The sequence below is a fragment of the Clostridium sp. Marseille-P299 genome (assembly GCF_900078195.1).
Classification (GTDB): Bacteria; Bacillota; Clostridia; order Lachnospirales; family Lachnospiraceae; genus Lachnoclostridium.
Genome location: NZ_FJVE01000007.1, coordinates 2,038,461 through 2,064,379 on the forward strand (window position 1 = coordinate 2,038,461; position 25,919 = coordinate 2,064,379).

Annotated in this window: 24 protein-coding genes; 5 read left to right on the forward strand and 19 right to left on the reverse strand. The window is 35.3% G+C overall.

Translation table 11 applies throughout. The annotated features are described in order from the left end of the window. Positions 1-70: 70 nt before the first annotated feature. Entirely contained in the window at positions 71-469 is a 399-nt protein-coding gene (locus tag BN4220_RS16810; RefSeq protein ID WP_066719168.1) for a MerR family transcriptional regulator, read from the forward strand. Between the two features lie 285 nt (positions 470-754). On the opposite strand, the gene BN4220_RS16815 is transcribed toward BN4220_RS16810, so the two are convergent. Then, positions 755-1,606 carry an aldo/keto reductase gene (locus BN4220_RS16815; RefSeq protein WP_066719170.1) on the reverse strand — a complete coding sequence of 284 codons (852 nt, stop codon included), beginning with the start codon at positions 1,604-1,606 and terminating at the stop codon, positions 755-757. A gap of 212 nt (positions 1,607-1,818) precedes the next feature. Here BN4220_RS16815 and BN4220_RS16820 point away from each other — a divergent pair, with 212 nt between their 5' ends. Beyond that, positions 1,819-2,223 (forward strand): MerR family transcriptional regulator, encoded by a 405-nt coding sequence (locus BN4220_RS16820; RefSeq protein WP_066719173.1) that lies wholly within the window; start codon positions 1,819-1,821, stop codon positions 2,221-2,223. 206 nt (positions 2,224-2,429) lie between these two features. Here BN4220_RS16820 and rsgA read toward each other — a convergent pair whose 3' ends face one another. The 8 genes from rsgA to BN4220_RS16860 form a co-directional block, all read right to left on the reverse strand. After that, positions 2,430-3,719, reverse strand: coding sequence for a ribosome small subunit-dependent GTPase A (rsgA, locus tag BN4220_RS16825; RefSeq protein WP_082812361.1), 1,290 nt, complete (start codon positions 3,717-3,719; stop codon positions 2,430-2,432). After that, complete coding sequence (locus BN4220_RS16830; protein ID WP_066719176.1) at positions 3,688-4,215, reverse strand: MarR family winged helix-turn-helix transcriptional regulator; 528 nt, start codon at positions 4,213-4,215, stop codon at positions 3,688-3,690. Before BN4220_RS16830 ends, rsgA begins: the two co-directional genes overlap by 32 nt. Before the next feature lie 181 nt (positions 4,216-4,396). After that, positions 4,397-5,326: a GNAT family N-acetyltransferase gene (locus BN4220_RS16835; protein ID WP_066719179.1), complete on the reverse strand. Its 930-nt coding sequence runs from the start codon at positions 5,324-5,326 to the stop codon at positions 4,397-4,399. 24 nt (positions 5,327-5,350) lie between these two features. Next, positions 5,351-5,677, reverse strand: coding sequence for a DUF1904 family protein (locus tag BN4220_RS16840; RefSeq protein WP_066719182.1), 327 nt, complete (start codon positions 5,675-5,677; stop codon positions 5,351-5,353). 154 nt (positions 5,678-5,831) lie between these two features. Beyond that, positions 5,832-6,440 carry an NUDIX hydrolase gene (locus BN4220_RS16845; protein WP_066719185.1) on the reverse strand — a complete coding sequence of 203 codons (609 nt, stop codon included), beginning with the start codon at positions 6,438-6,440 and terminating at the stop codon, positions 5,832-5,834. 400 nt (positions 6,441-6,840) lie between these two features. Continuing rightward, positions 6,841-7,470 carry a hypothetical protein gene (locus BN4220_RS16850; protein WP_148401760.1) on the reverse strand — a complete coding sequence of 210 codons (630 nt, stop codon included), beginning with the start codon at positions 7,468-7,470 and terminating at the stop codon, positions 6,841-6,843. Positions 7,471-7,783: 313 nt separating this feature from the next. Further along, positions 7,784-9,409, reverse strand: a complete 1,626-nt coding sequence (locus BN4220_RS16855) for an N-acyl-D-amino-acid deacylase family protein (protein WP_066719189.1) — start codon at positions 9,407-9,409, stop codon at positions 7,784-7,786. Between the two features lie 11 nt (positions 9,410-9,420). Continuing rightward, entirely contained in the window at positions 9,421-10,887 is a 1,467-nt protein-coding gene (locus BN4220_RS16860) for a sodium:solute symporter family protein (protein WP_066719191.1), read from the reverse strand. Positions 10,888-11,430: 543 nt separating this feature from the next. Between BN4220_RS16860 and BN4220_RS16865 the strand changes: the two genes are divergently transcribed. Beyond that, entirely contained in the window at positions 11,431-12,084 is a 654-nt protein-coding gene (locus BN4220_RS16865; protein ID WP_066719193.1) for a helix-turn-helix transcriptional regulator, read from the forward strand. A 317-nt stretch (positions 12,085-12,401) separates the two neighbouring features. Here BN4220_RS16865 and BN4220_RS16870 read toward each other — a convergent pair whose 3' ends face one another. The 4 genes from BN4220_RS16870 to BN4220_RS16885 all read right to left on the reverse strand — a co-directional run bounded on the left by BN4220_RS16870 (position 12,402) and on the right by BN4220_RS16885 (position 16,482). After that, positions 12,402-13,478: a Gfo/Idh/MocA family protein gene (locus BN4220_RS16870; protein ID WP_066719196.1), complete on the reverse strand. Its 1,077-nt coding sequence runs from the start codon at positions 13,476-13,478 to the stop codon at positions 12,402-12,404. A gap of 89 nt (positions 13,479-13,567) precedes the next feature. Further along, positions 13,568-14,329 (reverse strand): sugar phosphate isomerase/epimerase family protein, encoded by a 762-nt coding sequence (locus tag BN4220_RS16875; protein WP_242867811.1) that lies wholly within the window; start codon positions 14,327-14,329, stop codon positions 13,568-13,570. A gap of 83 nt (positions 14,330-14,412) precedes the next feature. Then, a complete protein-coding gene (locus BN4220_RS16880; RefSeq protein WP_242867812.1) occupies positions 14,413-15,486 on the reverse strand; it encodes a Gfo/Idh/MocA family protein in 1,074 nt (357 codons plus the stop codon). Positions 15,487-15,510: 24 nt separating this feature from the next. Next, complete coding sequence (locus BN4220_RS16885) at positions 15,511-16,482, reverse strand: sugar phosphate isomerase/epimerase family protein (RefSeq protein WP_066719199.1); 972 nt, start codon at positions 16,480-16,482, stop codon at positions 15,511-15,513. A 471-nt stretch (positions 16,483-16,953) separates the two neighbouring features. On the opposite strand from BN4220_RS16885, the gene BN4220_RS16890 reads away from it, so the two are divergent. Beyond that, complete coding sequence (locus BN4220_RS16890; protein ID WP_066719202.1) at positions 16,954-17,439, forward strand: ferritin-like domain-containing protein; 486 nt, start codon at positions 16,954-16,956, stop codon at positions 17,437-17,439. Positions 17,440-17,517: 78 nt separating this feature from the next. Here the strand turns inward: BN4220_RS16890 and BN4220_RS16895 are convergent, their stop codons facing one another. The 5 genes from BN4220_RS16895 to BN4220_RS16915 all read right to left on the reverse strand — a co-directional run bounded on the left by BN4220_RS16895 (position 17,518) and on the right by BN4220_RS16915 (position 24,428). Continuing rightward, positions 17,518-18,351, reverse strand: a complete 834-nt coding sequence (locus BN4220_RS16895; RefSeq protein WP_066719205.1) for an AraC family transcriptional regulator — start codon at positions 18,349-18,351, stop codon at positions 17,518-17,520. Positions 18,352-18,508: 157 nt separating this feature from the next. After that, positions 18,509-18,802 carry a hypothetical protein gene (locus tag BN4220_RS16900; RefSeq protein WP_148401761.1) on the reverse strand — a complete coding sequence of 98 codons (294 nt, stop codon included), beginning with the start codon at positions 18,800-18,802 and terminating at the stop codon, positions 18,509-18,511. Next, entirely contained in the window at positions 18,741-18,965 is a 225-nt protein-coding gene (locus tag BN4220_RS20330) for a hypothetical protein (RefSeq protein WP_066719212.1), read from the reverse strand. Before BN4220_RS20330 ends, BN4220_RS16900 begins: the two co-directional genes overlap by 62 nt. A 381-nt stretch (positions 18,966-19,346) precedes the next feature. Next, positions 19,347-23,501, reverse strand: coding sequence for a DEAD/DEAH box helicase (locus tag BN4220_RS16910; RefSeq protein ID WP_066719213.1), 4,155 nt, complete (start codon positions 23,499-23,501; stop codon positions 19,347-19,349). 282 nt (positions 23,502-23,783) lie between these two features. Next, complete coding sequence (locus BN4220_RS16915; protein WP_066719215.1) at positions 23,784-24,428, reverse strand: hypothetical protein; 645 nt, start codon at positions 24,426-24,428, stop codon at positions 23,784-23,786. Between the two features lie 180 nt (positions 24,429-24,608). Here BN4220_RS16915 and BN4220_RS20560 point away from each other — a divergent pair, with 180 nt between their 5' ends. Continuing rightward, entirely contained in the window at positions 24,609-25,307 is a 699-nt protein-coding gene (locus BN4220_RS20560; protein WP_066719217.1) for a hypothetical protein, read from the forward strand. Positions 25,308-25,611: 304 nt separating this feature from the next. On the opposite strand, the gene BN4220_RS16925 is transcribed toward BN4220_RS20560, so the two are convergent. After that, entirely contained in the window at positions 25,612-25,827 is a 216-nt protein-coding gene (locus tag BN4220_RS16925) for a hypothetical protein (protein WP_066719219.1), read from the reverse strand. Between the last annotated feature and the right edge of the window lie 92 nt (positions 25,828-25,919).

The following is a 25,919-nucleotide window of genomic DNA, read 5'->3' on the forward strand; positions in this document are numbered from 1 at the left end:
CCGGTCAAGAGAATTTTTGAAAAATTTTTTAATATTTCTGAATTTTATGATCTCAAGGAGGTAATTGGTAATGTATACCATGAAGCAGGTCTGCGAGGAAACAAATATGACCTATCAGGCTCTGAAATACTATTGTAACGAGGGCCTGATTCCAAATGTCAAACGTGATGATAATAATCGCCGTATTTTTGATGAGCGGGATGTAAAATGGATTAAAGACCTTGTCTGCTTGAAAAAATGCGGTATGAGTATTCAGGAAATGAAAATCTATCTTAACTTATGCCTGCAAGGTGAATCTACCATTCCCCAACGTAAAGAAATGCTTGCCAAGAAGCGCGAAGCTCTATTAGTTTCTATTGCAGAATTAAATGATTGCGTTGCCTATGTAGATTGGAAACAGGGATTCTATGATGATGTACTTTCCGGTAAGTGTCCTTACATCAGTAACCTAATTCGAGTAGATGACTAATTCAGAAAAGAAAAATCATATATCTGCTTAGCTTTACACGTGTTATCAGACCAACAGAGACAGTAAATAATAGAAAAAAGCGCCAACCTCAAGAATAAAACGGTTGGCACTAAATTGTATCTTATGGGCTATATTCAAATAAAGGCTTTTGCCTAATATTTTATATTTAGCAAAAGCCTTCGTATAACTACTTGCAATTCATCTGTCCTTTTAGCAACTTACATATAAAAGCTCAATTTGCAATCTAGTCTCATACGTTATATTCTTTTCTACTTTCTTTTCACTTTACACATCATATCTAACATTACCAAGCCAATCCACTATTTCAGGATCATAATGTGAAAAGAAACAGCTTTGTTTTGTATCTAAAGTAGCTATTAATTCCATGTCCTCTGCACTTAATGTAAAATCAAATACATTGAAATTTTCTTCAATACGATTTTTATGTACAGATTTAGGGATACAAACGACATCGCGTTGAACTAACCATCTTAATATTACCTGTGCTACCGATTTATTATATTTCGCACCAATCGCTTTTAGAGTCTCATTCTCAAACATGTTGTTCCTACCTTCAGCAAACGGACCCCAGGATTGAATCTGAACATTTTTCGCCTTCATAAGTTTTTGATCCTCTACTCGTTGGCAAAATGGATTTACTTCAACTTGATTGATGGCAGGTACCACTTCATTATGAGCGATTAAATCAACAAGACGATCCGGCATGAAATTTGCAACTCCAATTGCACGAATTTTTCCTTCCTTGTACAACTCTTCCATTGCACGCCATGCACCATAATAATCATTAAATGGTTGATGAATTAAATATAAATCAAGATATTCTAAGTCTAGTCGATCTAAAGACCTTTGAAATGCTTTCTTAGCACTTTCATATCCAGCATCTTGAATGCATAGCTTTGTGGTGATAAAAATTTCTTCTCGAGGAATCCCACTTTTCTTAATTGCTCGTCCAACCGCTTCTTCGTTCATGTATGCAGCAGCAGTATCAATTAATCGATACCCACTCATTAAAGCATCATAAACAGCTTGCTCACATTCTTTTGCATCTGCAATTTGGTAAACACCAAATCCAAGGATTGGCATTTCAACTCCATTATTTAAAGTTACATTTTTCATAATAACCTCCCAATCCGCCGTCTTTATCGGCGCAAATTTTAATGAAAGAAGTCTCATAACGGCTTCTTTTTGAGTGAACGTGATTTTTTCACTCTTGACCCGATTAGTAAAATTAATTACTAGTAGTTGTACGCACATATTTCATGTGTTATAGTTACTCTAGCACCTTCGTGTTACTCGAAGTCAAGACTTTTTTAAAAGGAGTGTAAAATTTGTATACTGTAAAAGAAGTATCTGAGCTTTTAGATCTAACAGAACATACGATTCGGTACTATACAGATAAAGGACTAGTCCCTAGTGTTATTCGTGATAAAAACAATATTCGTCTTTTTGATGAAATATCAATCAATTGGTTAACAGGTATAAAGTATCTAAAAGGAACTGGTATGTCCATAGAATCGATTAAAGAATATGTTGATTTATGCTTAAAAGGTGAATCCACCATTCAAGAACGATATCAAATAATTTTAGAACAAAAAGAAATTGCAGAAAAGCAACTAAAAGAAGCACAGGAACGTGTTGAATATTTACATAATAAAGCTGCTCACTATCTAGAAATCGTAAATAATACAATTCCTGATGATACGAATCCTAGTAAATGGTCTTCTCATTTATAATGATGCATGAAACGAGTTTCTCTCGAACATCGTTATGATCTGTTGATCACCTCACCGCCGCTCCCAGTATAAGAAATTGGGGCGGCCCCACAGTGTCGCCCCAGTAAAATAACCTTCATCTTTTTCTAAACTTGATTCTATATTTATCTCCTTCACAATCCACTCTGAATTAGAAATGTCCAGACCAGAACGGATTCAGAGTAAACCTATTTTGCTGCACTTTCTAATTGCGACAATGGGAAAGGCGGGCTTGATAATGGCTTTACTGCAATAGACATTAAAAGCATAGGACTGTCATCAGCAGCAATCCGATTAGAGCTTAAAGTCCCACAGGTACGGCACCGATGGATAATCGCCCATTCTCCGTCCTTTCGTACCCACACTCCAATTGGATCCATTATACCGTGACATAGGGAAGCCCTGTCACCTGGTTCGTTGTCTACATGGATGCTTGACAGGCAGTGCGGGCAGTGATTGCGATGCTGGGTCCCGGCGCTGTCTGGCGTCACAAGATTGCCACATACCTTACAGACGAAACTTTCTTCACAAGCATTGTACCGGTAGTCGATTTTAGGAGTAGAAACCGTCACGACACCGGAGAGTTTTTGATAGACACTAAAACGCTCTCTGCCTATTTTCCGTTCCTGTAATCCCTTGGCAACTGCACAATTTTCCTCATGGGTATGGGAGCAGTTATTGAACCCACAGTTTTCCGCCGCTTCCACGATTTCTGGGAACGCTGTCCCTAGTTCTTCTTCTGTGATTTTCTGTAAGGCAAAATCACGGAAACCAGGAGTGTCAATGAAAACTGTTTCATTGCTGCCAACAAAAATATTACTAGTATGGGTGCTAGAAAGACTGCCATGGGAGATTTCTCCACTGCCTAACCGATTCATAAATTTCCGAATCAACGTTGTCTTTCCACTTGCCCTATCGCCAATCACAACTGTGCTTTTTTCGGTGACTGCTTCAATCAGACGGTCATCCAGAAATTCCGGTGTCCCCACAAAAACACTGTCTGCTGTTTTCTGGTAAAGGGCAATTTTCTCCGATAGCAATTCCTGAGCCTGTTCACTGACGGCATCCCACTTGCTAATATAAAGAATAATCTCTAAATCTGCCCGTCTTGCAGCAATTACCGCATTTTCAAAATATCCAGCCTGATGGAGCAGATAGTCTGCAGTTACAACGGTAAGCACCTGATCCACATTTGCGGCAATTAGAATTTCTTCGCCGGGAGATCGCCTGTTGCCTCGGTAAACTTCTGTTCTCCGCGGCATAACCTGCACTAACTTATATTGTCGTGATCCAGATAAGCCAAGCTGCACAATATCACCAACAACAATGGAATTTTTCTTTGCCAGTAAAGCCCCTGGTAAAATACAGGTAATCGTGTCTTCCTCCACCAAAACCTCAATTTGTTTATTAAAAACCTTACTCACCTTTCCGGTAAGCAAAACCATATCATAATCCGTTTTCTTTTTCTGTTTCTTCATGTAATCTTAATCCTCCAACAGAGGTACAATCTTTGTTCATATTGTACCGTTGCAATAAATTTTTAGCTTCATTACGAAAATAGCTCACCTGTTTTTGGGTTAAGGCCAACAGCGTTTCGCGTTCTTCGGTGGTAAGACACCCGAAAGCAGCTTCTTCCGCTTCAATGAGAGGCATCGCCGTTTGATTCATAATATCTTTTCCTGCCTCTGTCAGTACAATCTGCTTGATATGGGGATTGTCTGGTAACGGTTCCAGAAGCACATAACCTTTGCGAAGAAGGGTATGCACTGCAGAACGGACAGTCTGCTTCTTAATCGACCATACTTCACATAATTCACTCTGCGTACAGGGATGGTCCGCATGACATAAGCCATACAATATGATAAGAGCACTATCCGAAAGTCCCATACTAGCGGAAATATCGTGATAGATTTCATCACTTTCTTTATATAAACGGTTAAGCTGCATAAGCTGCTGGCGGATTGATACCGACATACATCACCTCTCCTTTCAATACAGAAGTACGAATTCGTACTTCTGCAAAGTTTAATATATTATTCCTGTTTTGTCAAGTAGTTAATACTGATTAATTATCGTAGTAAATACTGGTTAATGATCGTAGTAAATACTCGCTTCAGGCTCTCGCAGAAATGATTTCTCTTTAATGTTCAGATTTCTATATATATCTTAAAAAACGTTTTTCCTCACAATCAATTTCAAACCCCAATGATTGATATACTCTAAACGCAGCATCATTATGCGTAAGCACACATAAGGTTACTCTTTCGTATCCCTTATGATTCAGAATGCTCATTACGTTTTCCAATAAAATTCGTGCGTAATGCCTTCCACGGTATTCTTCTAGAACAAACACATCTTCAATTTCTGGCAAGGAATTACCATCTTCCACAACCATCACTGCTCCAATTAGCTTATCTGATTCAAAAACACCATACATTAGGAAAAATTCTGAATCCATATATTCTTCTAGATGTTTTAGGCTCATAATGTCATCCGTAAAGCATTTTCCTTCAAGTTCAAGAAAATCAATTTTCGCTTCCAATGTATTAAGATTAAATTCATGAAAATCTATATTTTCCTCTAAAGTATACTGCTCTTGAAAATATGTACGATTGCTTATTGAAGTACTCATAAAGTATATGTCCCCATGGGATAGAAATCCTTTTTTTATGAAGTAACGATTATATACCTCTTCTTCCTCTTTATTACCTACACATAATTGGCATTTACGTTCACACAAACCAGCCTTGATGTCATTGGCCTTTTGACATACTGCATTATATAGTAAATCCAACGCATCCTCGTCCTGCTCAAATTCTGGCAATACTCTGATATTAATAAAAATACGGTGTTCAGCAAATGAAGGGGAATTCGCATCCTGTTTCTCATTAAGCATTACCTGCCCTTTACCAATCACTGTGTCATTGTGTATACAGACAAATACGTTATCCCACTCTTCTTTCGTATTGCCAGGATGCCAGTAAACACAATTTTTATACTTAGCGGCAATTGCTTGATACAATTTATATACGCCTTTGCCATGCTTTTCTTTCACAAAAGTTTCTATTTCATATTTCCCAATCATTTGCTACACCCTTTTCATCATTTATTAAAAATGCTGCCCCTCTTCATAATAACTTTCTTTCTTAAGGTCGTTAAATATAATCACAACTTCTTTCGCACCAGTTCCTATTACTCCTTCATGTATAATGGAAGCAACCTTATCCTGCACTTCCTGAGTTCGTGGAAACCATTGAATATTTACAAATACGATTTCGTCATTCTCAATACCCTGAACGAATGTCTGACTCTCTATGTGATTAAAGGTAATCCAATCCTCTGGACATTCAATTTCTTTTGCTAATTGAGGAGTTAGGTCATTACAAAGTTGCTTTACTTTATTTCTTTCTATATTTTTAAAATTTAAATGTGGCATAAATTCTCTCCATTTCTTTTTTCTACTTCTGAGTTTGCTAAATTCAATATTCATTAGCTACTAAGTCCTTGTTATTATACCAAACCACTAACATGATGACTAGTCTAGTTTTCTATAAAGAAACTCTCGATTATGCAGATTAGATATCCGTATATTACCTAATGTTATACTTTTCCATCAATTTCACCACTGAATTTGCTATTTGAGCCGTCATACCCCAAATTCTAAAATCCTCATATTGGTAAAAAAGTATATCAAAAGTACCTTTATCCCACGGATATTTTATTCCTCCTGGAATCCATTCATATGGAAAATCTTCAGGTGGTTCATTAATCAATTTACTTTCAAATTTCTCTGGTTGATGATTACGAAAAAAATCTAATGGTATTTTTATGATTTGATCTACTTCATCCGTACTAAACGTATCCTGATAATTGTGTATTACACCGATAAAAGGATGAATTACTAAGTTAAAAGGCGATATATAAATATCACCAGGTCCAATCACCTCAATTTGTTGTTGCTGAATTAACAGCTCCTCAACCGTTTCACGCACGGCACAATCCTGAAATGATTCACCTTCTTCTCGTTTTCCACCTGGAAAACAGATTTCTCCAGGCTGACGTCTTAATTTATTCGATCTCTTTTCAAATAGTAAATAAGTAACTCCTGAGATATCTATCATTGGGACAAATACAGAGTATTGTCTGAATTTTTCTTCGCCTATAATGTCTGGCTGTCTCGTTGAAAATTGCTCTTTCATTTGTTCATAATCTCCTTTATTCTTATGTTTAAATTAGTAATAAACTATATAATTACTTCATAATTTTTCTTTTTTTCATAACTATAATCGCTGATGTAACTATGATTTACGAATTGTCTTCTAAATATTAGTTTTCTTATCTTATTTGCTATATTAGAATAATGTACAAAAATATAGCACTGAATAATCCCCCACTATTTTGTTTTATAATAAGTTCTATAATTAACGTCAAGGTATGTGAATAAAACAGTTTGCTATCCTAATTATTAATTGATATTAAAAAAACACCCCGTGCCAGTCTACCAAACAATCACAGGGTGCTTATGCAACAATATAATTATTATAAACTACTTGAATTAAAAAGTAAAAGAAAAAGTCGTTTCTGCTAATTTATATTAAATCAACGAACCACAACAAATCCGCCACCCTTGCTAGAGGTGTTCATCCATAGTTTTAAATCAATCTCCACTAATCTACTTTGGTCTAAAATAGATACACTGCCCTTTTGTCTATCTATCTCATATATTGTTACCCAATGCCAACTTTCTAAGTTTAACAATTGTCCATTGTGAAGATTTAAAAAGGCAACTGGTATATCTTCTTTTAGTGCATTTTCAATAAAATCAAAGGCTTTTTCAATTTCAAGCTCATTGATATGGTTTTTCCCTGGTATTTTAAGAGATTCGCAGGATAGTAAGTATCCTTTCTCCTTGCCATAACGAATCGCTCCATTTTCAAACATCTCAAGCTTATTTACTCCCATAAATCCAGGTGTTACATATTGCCATACATCTTCCATAAGTTCTAGAAAACCTTGCAAAGTTGTACCATCATATGGACAAAGCCCTTTATATTTCTCTTGTGTCTGAGATAGGTACCATATAATATTAGAACAAGAGGTAGGTCCACAGCCTGCTAACTTTTGAAATCGTTTTGGATACCAAACTTGATTTGGTCCATAATAAATTTTAGTACCATCTTTGATATTAAAAACCTCAGTCTTACTTAATTTAATTTTCTTTATGTCCATAATTTTCATCTCAATTCTCTTGAATCAAATGCACGAGTTTTAGGGTAATAAATTTCATTTTATGAAATTAAATTAATACCATTATATGAAATTTTGATACGAATATGTTTACATGTCTAATACCTAAATACAAGTCTTAGTTAACATTGTTATCTCTTCTTTATTATATGCTTAACTCCCTGAAACGTAAAGAAAAAGTAATGAAAGCAAAAATAAAGTAATTTTTGTGAAAACAATAGAAAAAGGGGCCATCCCATCAGTAATTTTTCAATCACTAATGCGACAACCCCATCTGCTGTTTTTAACAGAACACCTACATTACATCAGTTCCCTTCTTACGAAGTACTACACCAGCACGATTACCGGTATGCTCGCCTTTTGATACAGTAAGTGTACCGTTAACTAATACATATTCAATTCCTTCTGGATATTGTGCAGGTTCAGTGAATGTTCCCTTGTCGATAACAGTCTCTGGATTAAAGATTGTGATATCAGCAAAATATCCTTCACGAAGTTCACCACGGTTAACAATATTAAATGTTGTGGCAGGTTTTTTAGTCATTTTATAAATAGCTTCTTCCAAAGAGAATGCCTTATCTTCTCGAACATATTTTCCTAAAATACGTGGAAATGCGCCATATACACGTGGATGTGGCTTTCCACCAAGAAGACCATCGGTGCAGGCATTCATTTCTGGACGTTTCATGAATAGCTTAACATGCTCTTCTGTACCATAGAAATCTACCATACCAACTGCATTTTCTTCTTCTAGAAGTAAATCAAAGGTAGCTTCATATGGATCTTTGCCACGTAACTCACCAAGCTGAACCAAACTCAAACCAATCGCATCTTCATTCTTCTTGGTTTTTACGCTGGTAACGAAGATTTGATCAAGTCCAGCGAATTCAACGAAATTGTCCCAACCAGGGATACCATGTTCGATATCATATACCATTTTCTTACGAAGTTCAGGATCTGCAAGGCGTTCGAGAACTTTATCCGTACCTCCATCATGCACCCAAGGTGGTAAAATAACACCAAGCATAGTACTACCAGCTACATATGGATACTGATCAAAGCTTACTTTGATTCCTTCTTCTTCCGCTTTCTCAAGGAGTTCTATAACTTTATCAATCTTATCCCAGTTTTTCTTACCACATACCTTAAAATGAGAATAATGAATCTTAACGCCAGATTCACGACCAATCTTGATAACCTCTTCCATAGAATCAAGAATGGTATCTGCTTCACTACGTTGATGAATTACAAAAATACCATCATATTCAGCAACAACTTTACACATTTCAATAATTTCTTTGGATTCGGAATAAGCACATGGCATGTAGATAAGACCAGTAGAAAGTCCGACAGCACCGGCTTCCATTTCTCTACGGGTGATATCACACATCTTTTTAAGTTCTTCATCATTTGGAAGGCGATTTTCTAGGCCCATAGCTTCCATACGGATATTACCGTGAGGTACTAGATAACATTCATTAAGTCCTGGCTTTACCTCTTCGATCATTTTTAAGTAGCCTTCTGTATTTTTGAATTTCCAATTGATTTCGTCACTGTCACCATCTAAACCAGCTAGATTTTTACGCCATGGGCTAATATATTCTACAGGAAGTGGAGCCATTGAAATTCCGTCTTGGCCTAATACTTCAGTGGTAATACCCTGACGTACCTTTGGAGCCACTTCTGGTTCAAGAAGAATTCTTAAATCACTATGACTGTGAGTATCGATGAAACCAGGAGCTACAACAAGTCCCGTTGCATCAATTACTTCCGCGTCACCTTCGTCTGCTATAGTTCCAATTTTAACAATTTTTTTATCCTCTACTAAGATGTCTGCTGTAAACCTTGGATTACCGGTACCATCGATAATCATACCATTTTTAATTAATACTTTAGCACTCATAAATTCTTCTCCTTCCATTTCTTAAAATATTAGTCATTTGTAAACTCAATCGGCGCAGCAGGTTTTATACCAAGCTTTCGATCGATTGCAGATACTACAAAAATTACAATAAATGCAACAACACCACCTGGAACTATAGCACTTAATCCCCAAGGGGTATCTAAAAGATAAATCCAGATTGCAGCTACTGCAGTACCAGTTAAAATGGATATAAATCCGGCACGTTTCGTTACATTTTTATAAAATAAGCCACAGATAAAGGCTGCAAATGGGCCGGCACTACGTAGAGTAAAAGCTGTCATCATAACACTGATGATATTTGAAGCAGTTAGTGCTATAAAAAGACCTACAGCTCCAACGATAACCATAGTTACACGGGAAATCCAAACTTCTTTTTCATCATCCTTTTCACCTTTGTTGATATAAGGACGGAATACATCGTTTGTGAACATAGTAGCGGTACCAATCATATTACCAGAAGCACTACTCATAGTTGCTGCAACTATGGCTGCAAGTACTAAACCAGCTATAATTGATGGGGTAAATTGAATGGTTGCCTCTGCCAAGGCATTCTTTTGAGATCCGCCTGCAGCAAAACCACTGATACAAGTATAAGCTATTAATCCAATGATAGCAGGTACGATAGCATATGCTGAAGAAATTAAACCAGCAATCACGGAACCAACCTTTGCACTCTTACCATCCTTTGCAGAGCAGAAAGTTTGTACAATTTCCTGACCTGTTGGGAAAGTCATATAATACATAGCGATATAACCGATAATGGTTGGGAAACCAATTTTTGTCATACTAAGTAAATCCAGATTAGCTCCTGTGTTATCAGTAACAGTTTTAGCTTTTGCAAATAATTCTGAAAATCCTCCGACATCGGAATTGTTGACCATTATGAACATAGCAATTGTCATACCTACAGTGATAAAAAGGACATGCATCATGTTAGCTGCAGCTACCGATTTGAAACCACCAATCATGGTATAAGCAATAACTACGATGGTAGTAATAATTGCAGCAATCTTAAAGGAAAGACCTGTTACTACAGATATAATTGATGCAGTAGCTATTATCTGGGCACCAGTAGCCATGAACAAAGCTGCAATAGAAGTAAAAGCAGTGAAAATATGTGATGCTTTACCATAACGTAAACTAATGATTTGCGGTACAGTATTAGCGGATGCTCGACGAAAATATGGAGCAATAAAAGAAACTAGGATAAAACCAATACCAGCAGCAATAACATACCAGCTTGATGATAAACCATATTGATAGACATTGGTAGCAATACCTGTTGTACTTGCACCACCAGTATTTGCTGCAAACAGTGTACCAGCAAGAACGATTGGGCCTAAGGATTTGCTGGCCATCAGAAAGTCGTCATTACTCTTGTTTGATTTTTTCCTTGAAACTAAGAGACCTATGGCAACGGTAGCTGCCATATAAAGTAAGATAATTATTAATGATGTTACCTGCGTATTATTCATAAAAGGTTCCTCCTCATCCTTCTAAAAATATTAAGCCTTATGTACGTCATAGTAATAATCTGTTACTTAGATAGGGCATTAACTTCAAAATATCCATAACTATGTTATCTGATATTTCTATTATTAGGGGGGGCGAGAATTGCGGTCATGGTAAACCGCTTTAAAGCTTTTTTTCATTGAAATCCTCCTTTGTATATATATAAAATGGTACATAACGCTTCAAAATTAATCTGAAACACATGTCTATTTTAACTTCTGGAGCATACAATATTGTAATTTTTTATTACGGCAATTCACGGCGTAATAATTAATTATTATTTCTTTAACTCGTTTTATGTAATAATGCATAGTTTATTGTTTGATTTATATATATTTTACCATATTTTATACAAATGTCAACCTTTTTATGTAAATTCTAATGTTAGTGTTTAATAATAATTTATTATCAAAAAAGCTTGATTTTGTCATAAAAGATGATAAACTTTAATTATTGATAGCAACGTGAAATCTACGTCTTAAAACCGCCAGAAGGGAGTTGAATCTATGAAAATCTCAGATTTCAAACAACTCGTTTATTTTATTGGGGAATCACTAGGGGAACACTGCGAGGTTGTTCTACAAAATTGCAGCAAAGGCTGTATTGATATGATAGTAAACGGACATATCAGTGGTAGAAAAGTTGGTGACCCACTGACTGATCTTGCTAAGCGAATAATTAAAAATAATGATTGGCAAGAGTATGATTATATCACTGGCTATGAAGGGAGAACACTAGACGGTAAACTGCTTCGTTCTTCTACTTTTTTTATAAAAGATGATGGTAAACTTGTAGGAATGCTTTGTATTAATTTAGATACTTCCCATTACAGTCAGATAAGTGAATTAATTCTTGGTTTAGGCGGTCTGACAATGACCGGAAAGACAGTATTGATTGGAAATGAACATGATTCTAAACAAGAAACGTTTACAAATAGTATAGCGGAATCTTTTACTTCTGTTATTAGAAACCTTTACGGAAATGAAATACCAGAGAATTTTACACAGGAAGATCGGATAAATATCATACAACATCTGGATGAAAAAGAAGTATTTGAAATAAAAACCGCTATCTCCTATATAGCGCCAAAGCTAAAATGCAGCGAATCGAGTGTATATCGATACCTACAGAAGGTACGAAAAGAAAAGCTTAAAAATTAGTTCATCGGAAGCTTTATATATGCGCTTTATTCCATGCTTTCTATTCAGCTTTATATACGTGCTTATCTTTTAGAAACGACACTAAAACCATTATCATAGGATCAAATAAAAAGACTTCTGTTTCCTTTAAGCGTAATAACACGATCACCGATATGTACTCTGCTTTTCACTGGATGGCAAAAGATATCGGATACGCAAAGTTTTTTGAAATACTAAAAAGTGGCGATGTCTTTGCTCTTTTTGGTATAATCTTATATCAATAACATTAAAAAACGACAATTTGATTTTTCAAATCGTCGTTTTTTAATGTTATTTAATTACTCAAAATAAATAGTCTTTCCAATTCTTGCTGATTCATAAATCCCTTCTAAAATCCTAGTCACCACAATGGCCTGTTCCGGCTTAACGATTAAATCTTCTCCATTTACAACCGCATTATAAAAAACTCTTTGTTCCACTTCGGCATCACTTTCGCTTTCTCCTTCAAAAAATGCAACTCCTCCAGATTTTAGATCAGGAATTTCAATACATTGTTTATTATATTGAACTCGGTTGATGCGTAATCCATCCTTCATATCAGCTCCTGCTTTTGTACCGCATAGACTAGTTTTTGCTTCATCCACATCTAATGTATTTAAAGCCCAAGAGGATTCCAAATGAATGGTTGCACCATTTTTCATTTTAATAAAACCAAAGGCAGAGTCTTCTACTGTAAACTGCTTAGGATCCCATTCTCCGAATTCATTTCCAGTTTCAGTTTGGTCCGAAAGCTTATGATATACGGATCCTGTAACGGATTCTGGCTCATAATTATCCATCATCCATAGAGTTAAATCAAGTGCATGGGTTCCAATATCGATAAGAGGGCCTCCCCCTTGTTCTTCCTCATTAAGAAAGACTCCCCATGTAGGAACGGCGCGTCTTCTAAGGGCATGAGCTTTTGCGTAGTAAATTTCACCTAAATCACCATTTTCACAAGCACGTTTTAAGTATGTAGAATCTGCGCGGTATCTATTTTGATAAGCAATCGTTAATATTTTCCCCGTTTCTTTTGCTGTATCAAGCATCAACTTAGCATCCGCATATGATTTTGCCATTGGTTTTTCACACATAACATGTTTCCCTGCCTTCATTGCAGCCACTGAAATAAAACTGTGAGATTTATTTGGTGTCAGTACATATACTGCTTCAATCTCTTCTTTGACTAATTCTAAATAGTCAGTGTACACTCTTGCTTCTGGAACACCAAATTTTTCTTTTGCCTCTTCCGCTTTTTCTTTTATTATATCGCAAAATGCAACTACTTCGAAATTACCATTTTTCTTTATGGCAGGTAAATGCTTATTATTAGCGATACCACCGCAACCAACAATACCGATTTTCAATTTTTTCATTATGATTCCTCTCCAATCTTTTCTTAAATTACCACTATACTAAAATAAGATTTTAAATATTAAATCCTCAAACCAATATCAAAATCCAATTACCACCCTAAACTTTTTAAATAAGTAATACTGAGCTTAGAATCTTCCATTGGTGAATTTAGGATATGACTATCTTGTTCAACAATCACCCATTTGGCACCCGATGTTATGGATGCTTCTAAAATACCTTTGATATCTTGAACCCCTTGACCAATTGGTGTAAATTCTACAGGCAAGTTTCCTGTAAAATCTTTTAGATGAACCACAGGACATCTTCCTTTGTATTGATTTATATAAGAAATAGGATCAACCTTTGAGGCTTTTACCCAGCAGGTATCAATCTCAGCTTGTAATACACTTGAAGGGATCCGCTGAAACATATCATCTAAAATGAATTCATTTTTCTCTGTCTTTTGAAATTCGAAATCATGATTATGATACATTAAAACCATATCATATTTTCTACACTCCTCTGCAATCCGCGGAATATACTCTATGAATTCTTCATATGCCTTAGTTCCATATCGCTCCTCTTCTATCAAATAAGGTATGGCTATATAGTTGCATCCTATTGTTGCATAAACAGCTATTGTTTTCTCCAAATTATCACGTAGCTCATTATATGGAACATGAGCTGATATTGGAATTAAACCAATTTCTTTTAACCAATCCCTAATTTCTTCTGAACGATACCCATAAATTCCTGCCAATTCTACTCCGTCATACCCCATGTCCTTGACTGCTTTCATTGCCTTAATAAAATCAGTTTCAGCTTCTTCTCGAATAGAATACACTTGTAGTCCGATTGGTAACTTTTCCATAGCAAGTTCCTCCATGTTATTTACAACTTAAATTCATTATAAATTACTAAGCATTTTTAAACTATGCAACAATGCTATTAAATCTAAAACCACTCATTAAACTCTAACACTTGATTTTGTTTCGCAGATTCAAAAATTGTCTCCATGAGTCTCATCACCCGCATAACTTCTGGTAACTTAATCAGAGACTCTTCACCATTTTGAAGAACTGCAAGGACATTTTTATAAAAATCTTTAATATCGCTTTTTACAACTGGCAATGACTCTTTATAAATCGTTTCCTCCCTACGAGGAGCCATCGTTTTCGTTAGACCTGCTGCAGTCCTAACTGGGACAACATCCGTTTCATTCATTCCCGAGGCACAAATAATTTCGCCATGCAACCCCCAATCATAAATAATAGCAGTACCATTTTGACCTAACATATACCATCTAGGTAGTGAAATAAAATTATTCGTTCCTACCTCTATCAGCACCTCTATATCATTTTCAAATGTTAAAATCACGGTAAAACCATCGTCTACGAATTGATTCGTTACATTCGTTGTAGTAGCAAAAACGGTACGAAGCTTAACCCCTTCTAACATTAGAAGTATCTGATCAAGCAAATGAACGCCCCAATCATAAACCATTCCACCGCCCTGTTCTTTTTCCTGCCTCCAATCTCCAGGAATTCCTCTTGAACCGTGAACTCTTGATTCAACACGAAATACTTCTCCTAATTTTTTCTCATCATAAATCTTCTTTATTGTAAGAAAGTCTTCATCAAAGCGCCTGTTTTGATGCACTGTAAGAAACATTCCTGTATCGTTTGATACATCAATCATTTCTTGTAAGTCCTTTGAACTTAATGTCACTGGTTTTTCGCAAACCACATGTTTCCCCGCTCTCATGGATTGTATCGCTATGGTCTTATGCAAATCATTTGGAGTCGCAATAAGTATCAAATGAATGTTTTTATCATTTAATAATTCTTCTAAGCTACCGTATGTATGAATATGATACTGTTTTGCAACCTGCACACGTTCCTCTTTTATATCATATATTCCTGCCACTTCTAATCCGTCAATCTCTTCAATGATTTCTCTGTGCCAGTTACCCATTCCACCAAAACCAACAATTCCTACATTCATACTTTCTCTTTTACTTTCTCCCATAATCGCTCCATTCTAGCGCCATTCCTACGCCCAGTACATTTCACCTTTATCCTCATATAAAAGTACATTTTTAAGACACTGGATGGCTTTTTGTAAGCCTTCATTGCCAGACATTAGACTATCTTCATGTTCAATGCTAATTGCATAGTCATATCCCGCCAATCTTAATTCCGAGGCAATCGCTTTCCAATAGTCTTCTCCATGACCATATCCAACGGCTCTAAATATCCAAGAGCGGTTAATCTCTTCTCCATAATGTGTGGTATCTAACACACCGTTTATACTGGTGTTTGCCACATCAATCTTCGTATCCTTTGCATGAAAATGAAATAAAGCATTCGCCTTTCCTAATTCTCTAATGCAGGCACAAGGATCCATACCTTGCCATATCAAATGACTAGGATCAAAGTTTGCCCCAATTTCAGGGCCTACTGCTTCTCTTAATCTTAATAATGTTTTTGTGTTATAGACACAAAATCCTGGATGAAGTTCTAATGCGATTTTATGTATGCCATGTTCTTTTGCAAAGGCCACTTTTTTCTTCCAATAAGGAATTAATATTTCATTCCACTGATATTCTAATATCTTACTAAAATCCTCTGGCCAAGGACAGGTAACCCAATTAGGTTCTAAATCCTCACTGCTTCCCCCTGGGCATCCAGAAAAGGTATTTACAACTGATACGCCTAATTTTTCTGCTAAAAGTATCGTTTTTGTAAGGTCATCATCAAATGCAGCTGCTATCTCTTTTCGTGGATGCACCATATTCCCGTGGCAGCTTAGCGCACTTATTAGAAGATTGTGATTTCGTATCGTATCTTTAAATTTTTCTAATTCTGTTTCATCGTTTAATAAAATATCCGGATCACAATGAGCCTTTCCTGGATATCCACCACAACCTATTTCAACCATTTGTACACCGCTTTTTTCTAAATACGTGCATGCTTCTTCTAGTGACATATCACCCAAAACAACTGTAAATACTCCTAATTTCATAGTACTTCCTCCTTATCATTTTCCTACTTTTTGTGATTCTCATCGTTACCTAATAATTAGATTTGTTCCCCACTACTTTAACCAATCTTTTTTCCTATTTTTTATCATCTCTTTATGAACCTATCATATCTCTTATATATATTTATTACTATCGAACTGTTGCTATAAATACATACAATCTTGCTATTTAAATTTTTTAACATAAGGCACAATGTAACAGCATTAAAAATGAAAGCGTTCTAAAATTATTAGAAGTAATTGTTGAATGTTCTCCAATAAATATAACTAAGTAAAGAAAAATGATGCTAATTCCTTTATGCATAGATGTCCCATAAATAAATATAAAATATGTAGTTATTATTAATTTCAACCTTAATTTACTAAATTTTCTTGCAATTCTACAATAAGATAGCTATAATTGTAAAATAAGTGATTGACTTATATTCTTTTCACAATAAAGGAGGGATTACTATGGAAATATTAGAATTAGCACTTTCAATGGAACTTGATTTAGAGAAGTTTTACACGGAACAAGCAGAACTGAACAAAGATAATACATTAAATGTAGTGTTCACAATGCTGGCTAAAGAAGAAGAAAATCATGCAAATATTTTAATGTCGAAAGCGGATAAACTCACTTTACCTTTAAGAGACAGTAATATTCTTCATGAAGTACAATCAATTTTTAAAGATATGGATCATATTACGTCTGAGTTTCATGATATTCCAACTCAACTGGATATTTACAGAGAGGCTTTAGAAAAAGAGCAACAAAGTTTAAAGTTTTATCAAGATTTACATGCTGAAGCTTCTGAAGAGCAGTCTAAGAAAGTGTTCCAATATTTAATTAATCAAGAAGATAAACACTGTATTATCTTAGAGGAACTTGTAAAACTGGTTTCAAGACCAGAAGAATGGGTAGAAGATGCAGAATTCGGAAGAAGAGAGCCATATTAATATATTGGGAAAAATTAAGAGTTATTAATATTACATAAAAACAGTCAAGGCCACCGCAAACCGTTGGTCTTGACTGTTTCATTTCTCACAGATTTCCCAAACCTTTGAAGGTGGAAAACCATATTTTTTTCTAAATAACCGTCCAAAATTATTAAAATCCTGAAATCCTACCATCAATGCAACCTCAGATACAGTAAATTCCTTTTGCTGTAATAAGTGGTATGCCTTTTTTAACCGTATATCATTAATATATGCTAACGGGCTTTGCCCCATACTCTCTTTGAATAAATGACAAAATCGATATTCACTTAGATGTATGATTTTTGCCAATTCCATATTGGTTAAAGGCTCTGTATAATTATTTTGTATGTACTGAAATACGGTATTTAACCGTTTTAGATTTTTATTTCTATTCAAATGCTCTTTATTTGAAATACTCTCTACCACGTAAAATCTCATAAGGTAAGTAAGCAACTCATATATCTTTCCTTTTAGCGCTAATTTATATCCAAGCTTCTTATCTTTTTCCTCTTTATGGATTGCTCTTAATAGCTCTTTGATATGTTCATCAGATTCGATTAATGTCTGAAAGATCATATTATGGTTTACAATTTCTTTTGAGAAATTATCCATTTCAAATATAATAACAAGTGCATTAAATATTTCAGTTTTGCTCAATGCCTTATGAAGCTCATTGCTATTAATGATAATTAAATTGCCTTCATGCATATGAACAGGTTTATGATTGCAATATAATACCGCCTCTCCATCAAGCACAAAATGCATTTCTATATGTTCATGCCAATGCTCGTAACAATAAGTACAAACTTCTCTTATATTATTTTCAAAAATTTGAACTGGGAATTCACTATCCGCAATTATTTTTTTCTCATAAAGTTGTAGCTCTTGCATGTCATTCTCCTTTCGTTAAAGAATGGATGGCAACATATTTCGAATGTTTTTTATTAACATTCTTCTTATATCTATAAATTTAAAATAATCCAAAAGAGACCTACCATTTTTAAAGTAGGTCTCAGGATTTTTAGATATGTAAGATAAATTTTAAAATTTATTTTTTAATTGCTGTCATAAGCATTAGCGTAAGATAATTTTCATTATCGGCATCATGAAGATCATAATCCGCAGTCTGTCTCCAAATTTCTTTACCATCTGGAATTTCTTCAGCACAAGTCACTTCCACTAAGCCAGATTTTTGCCATAAGCTCTTCCACCACTGAGCGCTATGCCAAGCGAACATATTAGGTTCCCAAAATGGTTTTAAGTTTTCAGACAAACCATCGCTAAACTCCCTTGAAAGACTTGGATTTACAATACCAAATTGTCCTCCTTGTTTTACTGTCAAGAACACGCATTCCTGGCTTAAGAGTCATCTTTTCACATAAAATCTCTATAAGGCATAACGCATTAGGTCCCATGATATATTGATAGCTATGGCTTAAATTATAGTCGTCTATTAATTCTTGAATTAGTGTTTCATACTTTTCTTTTAAAATAAATTTTCGCATTGCGAACCTCCAATTGTTGTTATTTTATGAACTCTTAATTTCTTAATTAGAGTGACAAAAGAATAACAACCAAAGGTGGCTGTACACTTATTATGTTGCTAAGTAGCCTTTGGCTTTATTCGAATGCCACCTCAACAACAATGCTTAAATCTTTAATCATACATTCCACATCCTTTTCATTAATATAGACATATTATACTAATTATTACTTAATTTTACAATATATAAAATTCAGTTTAAACCATGATACCATTCTAATGCTTTAGCTTCTAAATCTTTAAGAAAAGCAATCAATGTCATCACATTGATTGCTCGAAGTTACTAATTGCTCTCTTTTCCACCTTACATTTTCTCCAACTTCGCTTAAATGTTTTTACAGCACTACTTATACAAAACATAATCTTTAATTTCATGTAAAAATCCAGCAGCAACCAAAGGATTTGTAGCCTCCGGTGGATATTCTTTTACTGTAATCCGTTTTAACGTCGGTAAAATACGTTTTGCTTTAAAATCCTGGCTAAACGTACGTAAAACCTCCTCTAAATTGCTATGATCAAACACACGAAGTACTTTACCCTGTCGTTCAAACACTGCAACTGGTCTACCAGCTTGAAGTGCCACAGTGGTACCAGCTACATTAAGAAAGGAACGATCTTTCATGTGAGGAAGGCTCTTTCCCCAAGGTTGTGCAGGATCTACAGCAGATATCCATATTACCTGGTCGCGTGGGTGCATAAGTTCTGTCATAATCCCTTCAAAATCTTTTGCTCGAATAAATTGAATTCCTGATAACCCTTCTATAAAATACCCTCTGCGTACTCTTCCTGTATATTCCCATACACGTAAAGTCTCTAATGCTACTCCCCATGAAATTCCTTGTATTGTTTCACGGCTTAGTATAATTACTTGATCAAACAAACGCTCCAGCTTTTCCTCGATTGAAATCTCAGTTAAAGGTCTTAAAACCTCCCACCTTCCTGCTGTCATTGCCTTTACACGTGCATTCACTCTTTGTCTAGCAGTACTTTTCTTCTGCTTTTCTCTATCCATCCATTGACGTACTGGTACGAAACTATCTGCGGAAACCAGACCTTTTTCGGCTAAATTTAATAAGATATCATATGGGGATACACCACTGATAAGTGTAGATAGCCTTTGTACAAAGCTGGCTCCACGTTTTAAAAGTGCTTCATATATTATCTTTTCATTATCCTCTAAGCGATCTAGAATGAATAAAAGATCAGAATCCCAATTGATGTCTTCATAAAGGTGAAAGCTAAGGTTCCTTTCAGAAGTAATTTTCCAAAATAGATTTCCCTGCGCAAGTAATCCATCTAATAAATCTGGTCGATATCCCGAAACCCTTACTGGAAGTATTACATTTTCCCACAACTCTGGTGAAAATGCTTGGTCACTTAATAGCTTAAGGGATTTCTCAAGTTGTTCTTTTGCTGGTGCCATACCACGGATACGATTTGTTACTAATGCGGCGTACTGCTGCGGTGGTAACGTTCGAATCTGTCTTCTTAAATTCTTTACCGTTTCTTTTCTGGCTCTGTCATATAATTCTGCATGATAATAAAAACCATTGTTTTCTACAACACTTCCCTGCTCACATAGCGTTTCTAAAACCTTTTGTGCCTCTTCCTCGGTAAACAAATACCGTTCTACAATTAAATCTAAAGACTGAACTTCACGATACCGCAAGGCGCGGCGAACGATATTCATTCTAGCTGTTATATCCTTATCAATTAACGCTGCATGATATAAATCAAAATGTTCTGCCGCAATCCACAATCCAGGCTCGATGTATTTTACTTGTTCCTTTTTAACCAAGGATTCAAACCATTCAATTGGAACATCAACTTCTCCGGCAACAAGATCTCCTTCTATCATAAGCAGAGAATGTAGTTGCTTTTCGTCCTTTGGTAGAGTTTTTCGTTCCATTTGCTGTTTCAGTTGTTCTTCTGCAGGCGAAATTAAGGTTTCATCCTGCGCCAACTCTACTTTTTGTAATGCTTCTTCCGTAGAACGATGAATGCTATGTGGCGTTGGTGCATAATCATACATCATAGAAGCTTCTGTTTGTCTTCGTAAAGGCAATGACATTGGTGATGGCGATTCCAAATACATTTCATGTACCTGAATCGTTCCAGAACGAATGCCATTTAAAACAAACTCTACTCCCTCTAAATCCCAATAATCTTCTAAACATTCTCTCTTTGTTTCACGAATCAACGGGTGTTTATCTTCCTTTAACAAACTATCAAGCATTTCAGAACTCCGTAGCCGTTGTACCCAAAGTGGCTGACGTCTTGCATTTTTAACGCCCATCATTAAAGCACGAGCAGAATTATAACGAAATGTCATATTATACAATGGTGTGGAAGGTAGTAATGCCTCTAAAATAGCTCCTGCCGTTTCAGGACTTATTCTTTGTAAAAGCCCTTCTGGTATGGGAACTCCCTCGTAAGGAAATAACAAAAAGCCATCATCGTCATCGACATAATTAATATTTGTGTTAGTTAAACGTTTTGCAATTACACTGGTTAATAGAGCAAGTGGTGCATTCACCTGTCTACCAAAGATAGAGTGAACCATCATTTGACGGTTTCCTGTTTCATCCGAAAAATGTTCAATTATTATCGTTTTATCATCCGGTAACACGTTCGTTGCATCGATCTGACGTTTTAAAAAATCCTCGGCACTCTTTGCCGCAATGTCATCTAGTCCTAACTTACGTAAATCCTCATTCAGTGTGCCTACCTCATATGCGTTAAATAATCGATGAAATATACTTCCGAATGCTAATCCTGTTTGCAATTTACGCCCTTTCATTTCTCCTTTCCAAAAGGGCAAACGTGCACCAGTAATCGAAGATTGCTGTACGATTACCATGTCTTTTTGAATCTGCCTTATCTTCCAGGCAAAGGTACCTAGTAAAAATTTATCTCCAATTCTAGCTTCAAAAACAAACTCTTCATCAAGTTCACCAATTTTTACACCTTCTTCCGTTCTTAAGGTATACATTCCTTTATCCGGAATCGTACCTCCCGCTGAAACTGCAAGCATACGGCTATAAGTATCACCCTCAACCCGCTCATGAATGCGGTCATAAAGTATTCTTGGCCTCACAGGTATCTCTTGTTGATGTTCATAATCTCCTGCTAGCATCCCTAATACATCTTTCACATCCTCTTTCGTTACTTCATAAAATGGATATGCTCGTGACAATATTTCCATAACTTCATCTAAATCATAACTACCATAGGCTGCCATGGAAACTAAATGTTGCGCTAAAACATCCAGACACAGCCTAGGGGGTTTTGAATACTCAATCCCACCATTTCTAACTACCTCAGCCGACAAACCACAATATAGTCCTTCTGAGGCTTCCCGTGGAAAGATATGCATCACACTTACTCGACCAGGATTATGGCCTGCACGCCCTAGCCTTTGCATCGTACTTGAGATTGATCTTGGCGCACCAATCTGAAATACTTGATCAATATCACCAACATCGATTCCAAGTTCCATGGATGAAGTAGCACAAAGTAGTCGTAAACTTCCATCTCTTAATGTTTGCTCTACTATAAAACGTTGTTCCTTTGATAAACTTCCGTGATGTGTTCTAGCAAAGCCTTCTCCTGCGATTTGATTCACATAATATGCAAGCTTTTCTGCATAGGCACGTCCTTCCACAAATGCGATTACGCTGCGTGTCCCAGAACAATGCTCATAAACAGTTCTTGCAATTTCCTCCCACACTGTGTTTCTTAGATATTCATGGGAATTTAATTTAGCGCTAGTAATAATAAGTTCCACTTGCTTGTGCATTTTAGGTGCAACAATAGTCACTAGTTCCGGGGATAGGTAATCTGCTGCCGTACTTAAAGGTTCGATGGTAGCAGAAAGTCCGATGCGTTGCAGTGGTTTATTACATAGCTTATCAAGTCTAGCAAGTGAAAGCATCAAATGAGCACCACGCTTTGAATCTATGATTGCATGTAATTCATCAAGAATTATTGCCTTTGCCGTGTTAAGAATGGATTGGCCCGATTTGCTTGTAAGCATTAAATATAAGGATTCAGGAGTTGTAATAAGAATATGCGGAGGTGTCTTTATCATACTGCGTCTGTCACTAGATGAGGTGTCTCCTGTTCGTATTGCTACCGTTATATCATATGGTGTGCTAGTAGTATGAGGGTTAGCTGTTCTCTCTTCTTCAAATATACCGTTTAATGGACGACGAAGATTTTCACGGATATCGCCTGCAAGTGATTTTAATGGCGATATATAAATCAATTGAAGTTCTTGTTTTAAGGTACCTTTTCGAGCTTCTTCCTTTAACCGATCAATAAACACTAAAAATGCTGATAATGTTTTACCAGTACCAGTAGGTGCTGAAACTAATGTATGTTTACCTGCTGCAATTGCAGGCCATGCTTCTTCCTGTACTGCTGTTGGTGAACCTAATGCTTTTGTAAACCATTGTTTTGTTAAGTTATCAAAAAGATCCAGTGAATTTGACGGCAAGGTGCTTCCTCCTATTTATATAAAAATCTCTTTCGATATATAGTTATTTTTTCCAGTTATATTTTAACAAAACAAAAGGATGAAAACAAGGAGGTAGGATGAAATAATAGTTCTGCTTACCAGAAAAATTATACCTAAGCCTGATGGATGTTATAAGTACCAAGCAGTCTTTGACTATGATGAATAAGAAAAAATTTGTTACATTTTTATTATTTATATGCAAATATAATAGCCGTTATCAACAATCTTTTAATTGTTTGGCAACGGCTAGATCTACCATCACTATCTATATTTATCTCTAATTACAGTATCGTATCGATAGGCGCTAAATATAATCCCTAGGAGTAAGACATTTCCTAATGCTATTGTAAGGGAATATCCTGCAATTGGAAATGCAATTGGTTCAGAGAACATGAATCCGAAATTGAGTAATACATTACTTATCATTTGTAATATAAACATACTACTTGATCCAACCGCTAAAATGAACGCCAGTTTATTTTTCATTTGAAGGCTGACTTTAATTAAATATAATGATATAAAACTTATAAGAATAAGAACTACCAATCCTATCCACCAACCATGACGTATAATCATCCGGGCGATTTGATAGTAAGTACCAGCAAATGAGGGTAACAATTTATCTACAGATGCATTGGTATTATTTATCTCTGGTAATGCACCAATATTTCGTATCTGTTTCTCTTGTTCAATACTAATATTATTAAAATTTTCATTTTGTAATAACTCAGAAACATTTTGAAAACCATAGCGCATCCACATAGCTGGTTTATATGAAAGTATCTCATCTGTATCCATTTTAACACCATCTTTAAAACTAGCACGACCTATTAAATCTCTAATTACTACTCCATCGTATGTTGTAGAATACACTGTTCTATTATTATCTTTCAGACTAAAAAACATCTTTGTCTCAGCTTTCATATATGGTAACAAAATGTAACCAGCGGTGAAAATGATCGCTAAAAAGAAAAAGATGAAAAAATTGAACCAATCATAGAGTTAGAAGGTCTGGAAAAAGTTGTTCTAACAATTGTTGATATTGAAGATGGATATTTTAACGCAGCACATCCTTGGGCATCTCCTATGCACTATAAAGTGATTGCTACATTGAATGAAGATCTATGTGAAGGAGATTACGTAGACGTTTATTATGAAGAATTAGTTGAAACCAGCGAGAATTTTTTTGAAATTATTTCTAAATTAGTAGAACCAAGTGATTTTGAACTAAAAGAAGGTGTATCTTACAAGCCTGTTATATATCTTTATCCAACAGAAAATACAAAGGTTTTTGTTTCGCTAGAATATAATGGTACCTTAACTCACACGTATCCAAGTTACTTAAATGGCTGGAATGTAACAGCATATCCGGATGGAACATTAATCGATGATATGGGTATAGAGTACCCGTACTTGTTCTGGGAGGGCATAAGTAATATAGAATATGATATGTCGAAGGGATTTTGTATCCCTGGTAATGAAACAGAAGCATTTTTAAGAGAAAAACTCAGCTTTATGGGATTAAATCAGAGAGAATTAGAAGATTTTATAGAGTTTTGGATACCTTTTATGAAAGAAAATCCTTATAATAAAATTACTTTTCAATATGAAACCTATACAGAGAATGCAAAATTAACAATAACTCCTGAAGTTGATAGTATTCTTCGAATATATATGGTGTTTCAGCCATTAGAAGAATTTATTGAGATTGAAGAACCACAACTAGATAAATTTGAAAGAACGGGATTTACATTAATAGAATGGGGAGGAAGTATTATAAACTAACTATTTTTAGGTAACCAAGCTATTATGAGCATATATATCAAAGCTATAAGAATTATTGAATATTAGAATTCAGATAAATCTCTCAAAATGTAAGGCTTAGATAAGGACCTTTATATTTTGGGAGCTTTATAAGTAACTATACTATTTGCGATCATACCATTCTATTGCTTTTAACATATTGCATCATACAACGTAGTTCCGCCCATGCTACTCCATCATGCAAATAATAGTTTAATCCATATTTAGGTTTACCAAGAATATCAACAATCTTTTCTTCCGTAGCATTTATAGTGAGTCCACTCAGTTAGTATTCATCAATATCTGTATTTTTGGTATCATTAGGAATTTCTTCTTCTGGCAAATTCGTTGGAACTAGCGATAATGTTGGTATAATCTCAATATCAGTGGTAGGAATAGTAGTGATTAAGCTATCAACAATTTTATTTGAATTATCTTTTGAGCAACCGATAAAGTTTAATGAAATGAAAATCAAAAATATATATTTGAATACATATTTCATAAATAAACCTCCCCATCTTTATTTACTTATATTACCATTTTATATTTTGGTAATCAATAACTTAGAATAAAAATAATAATGACCTACAATCT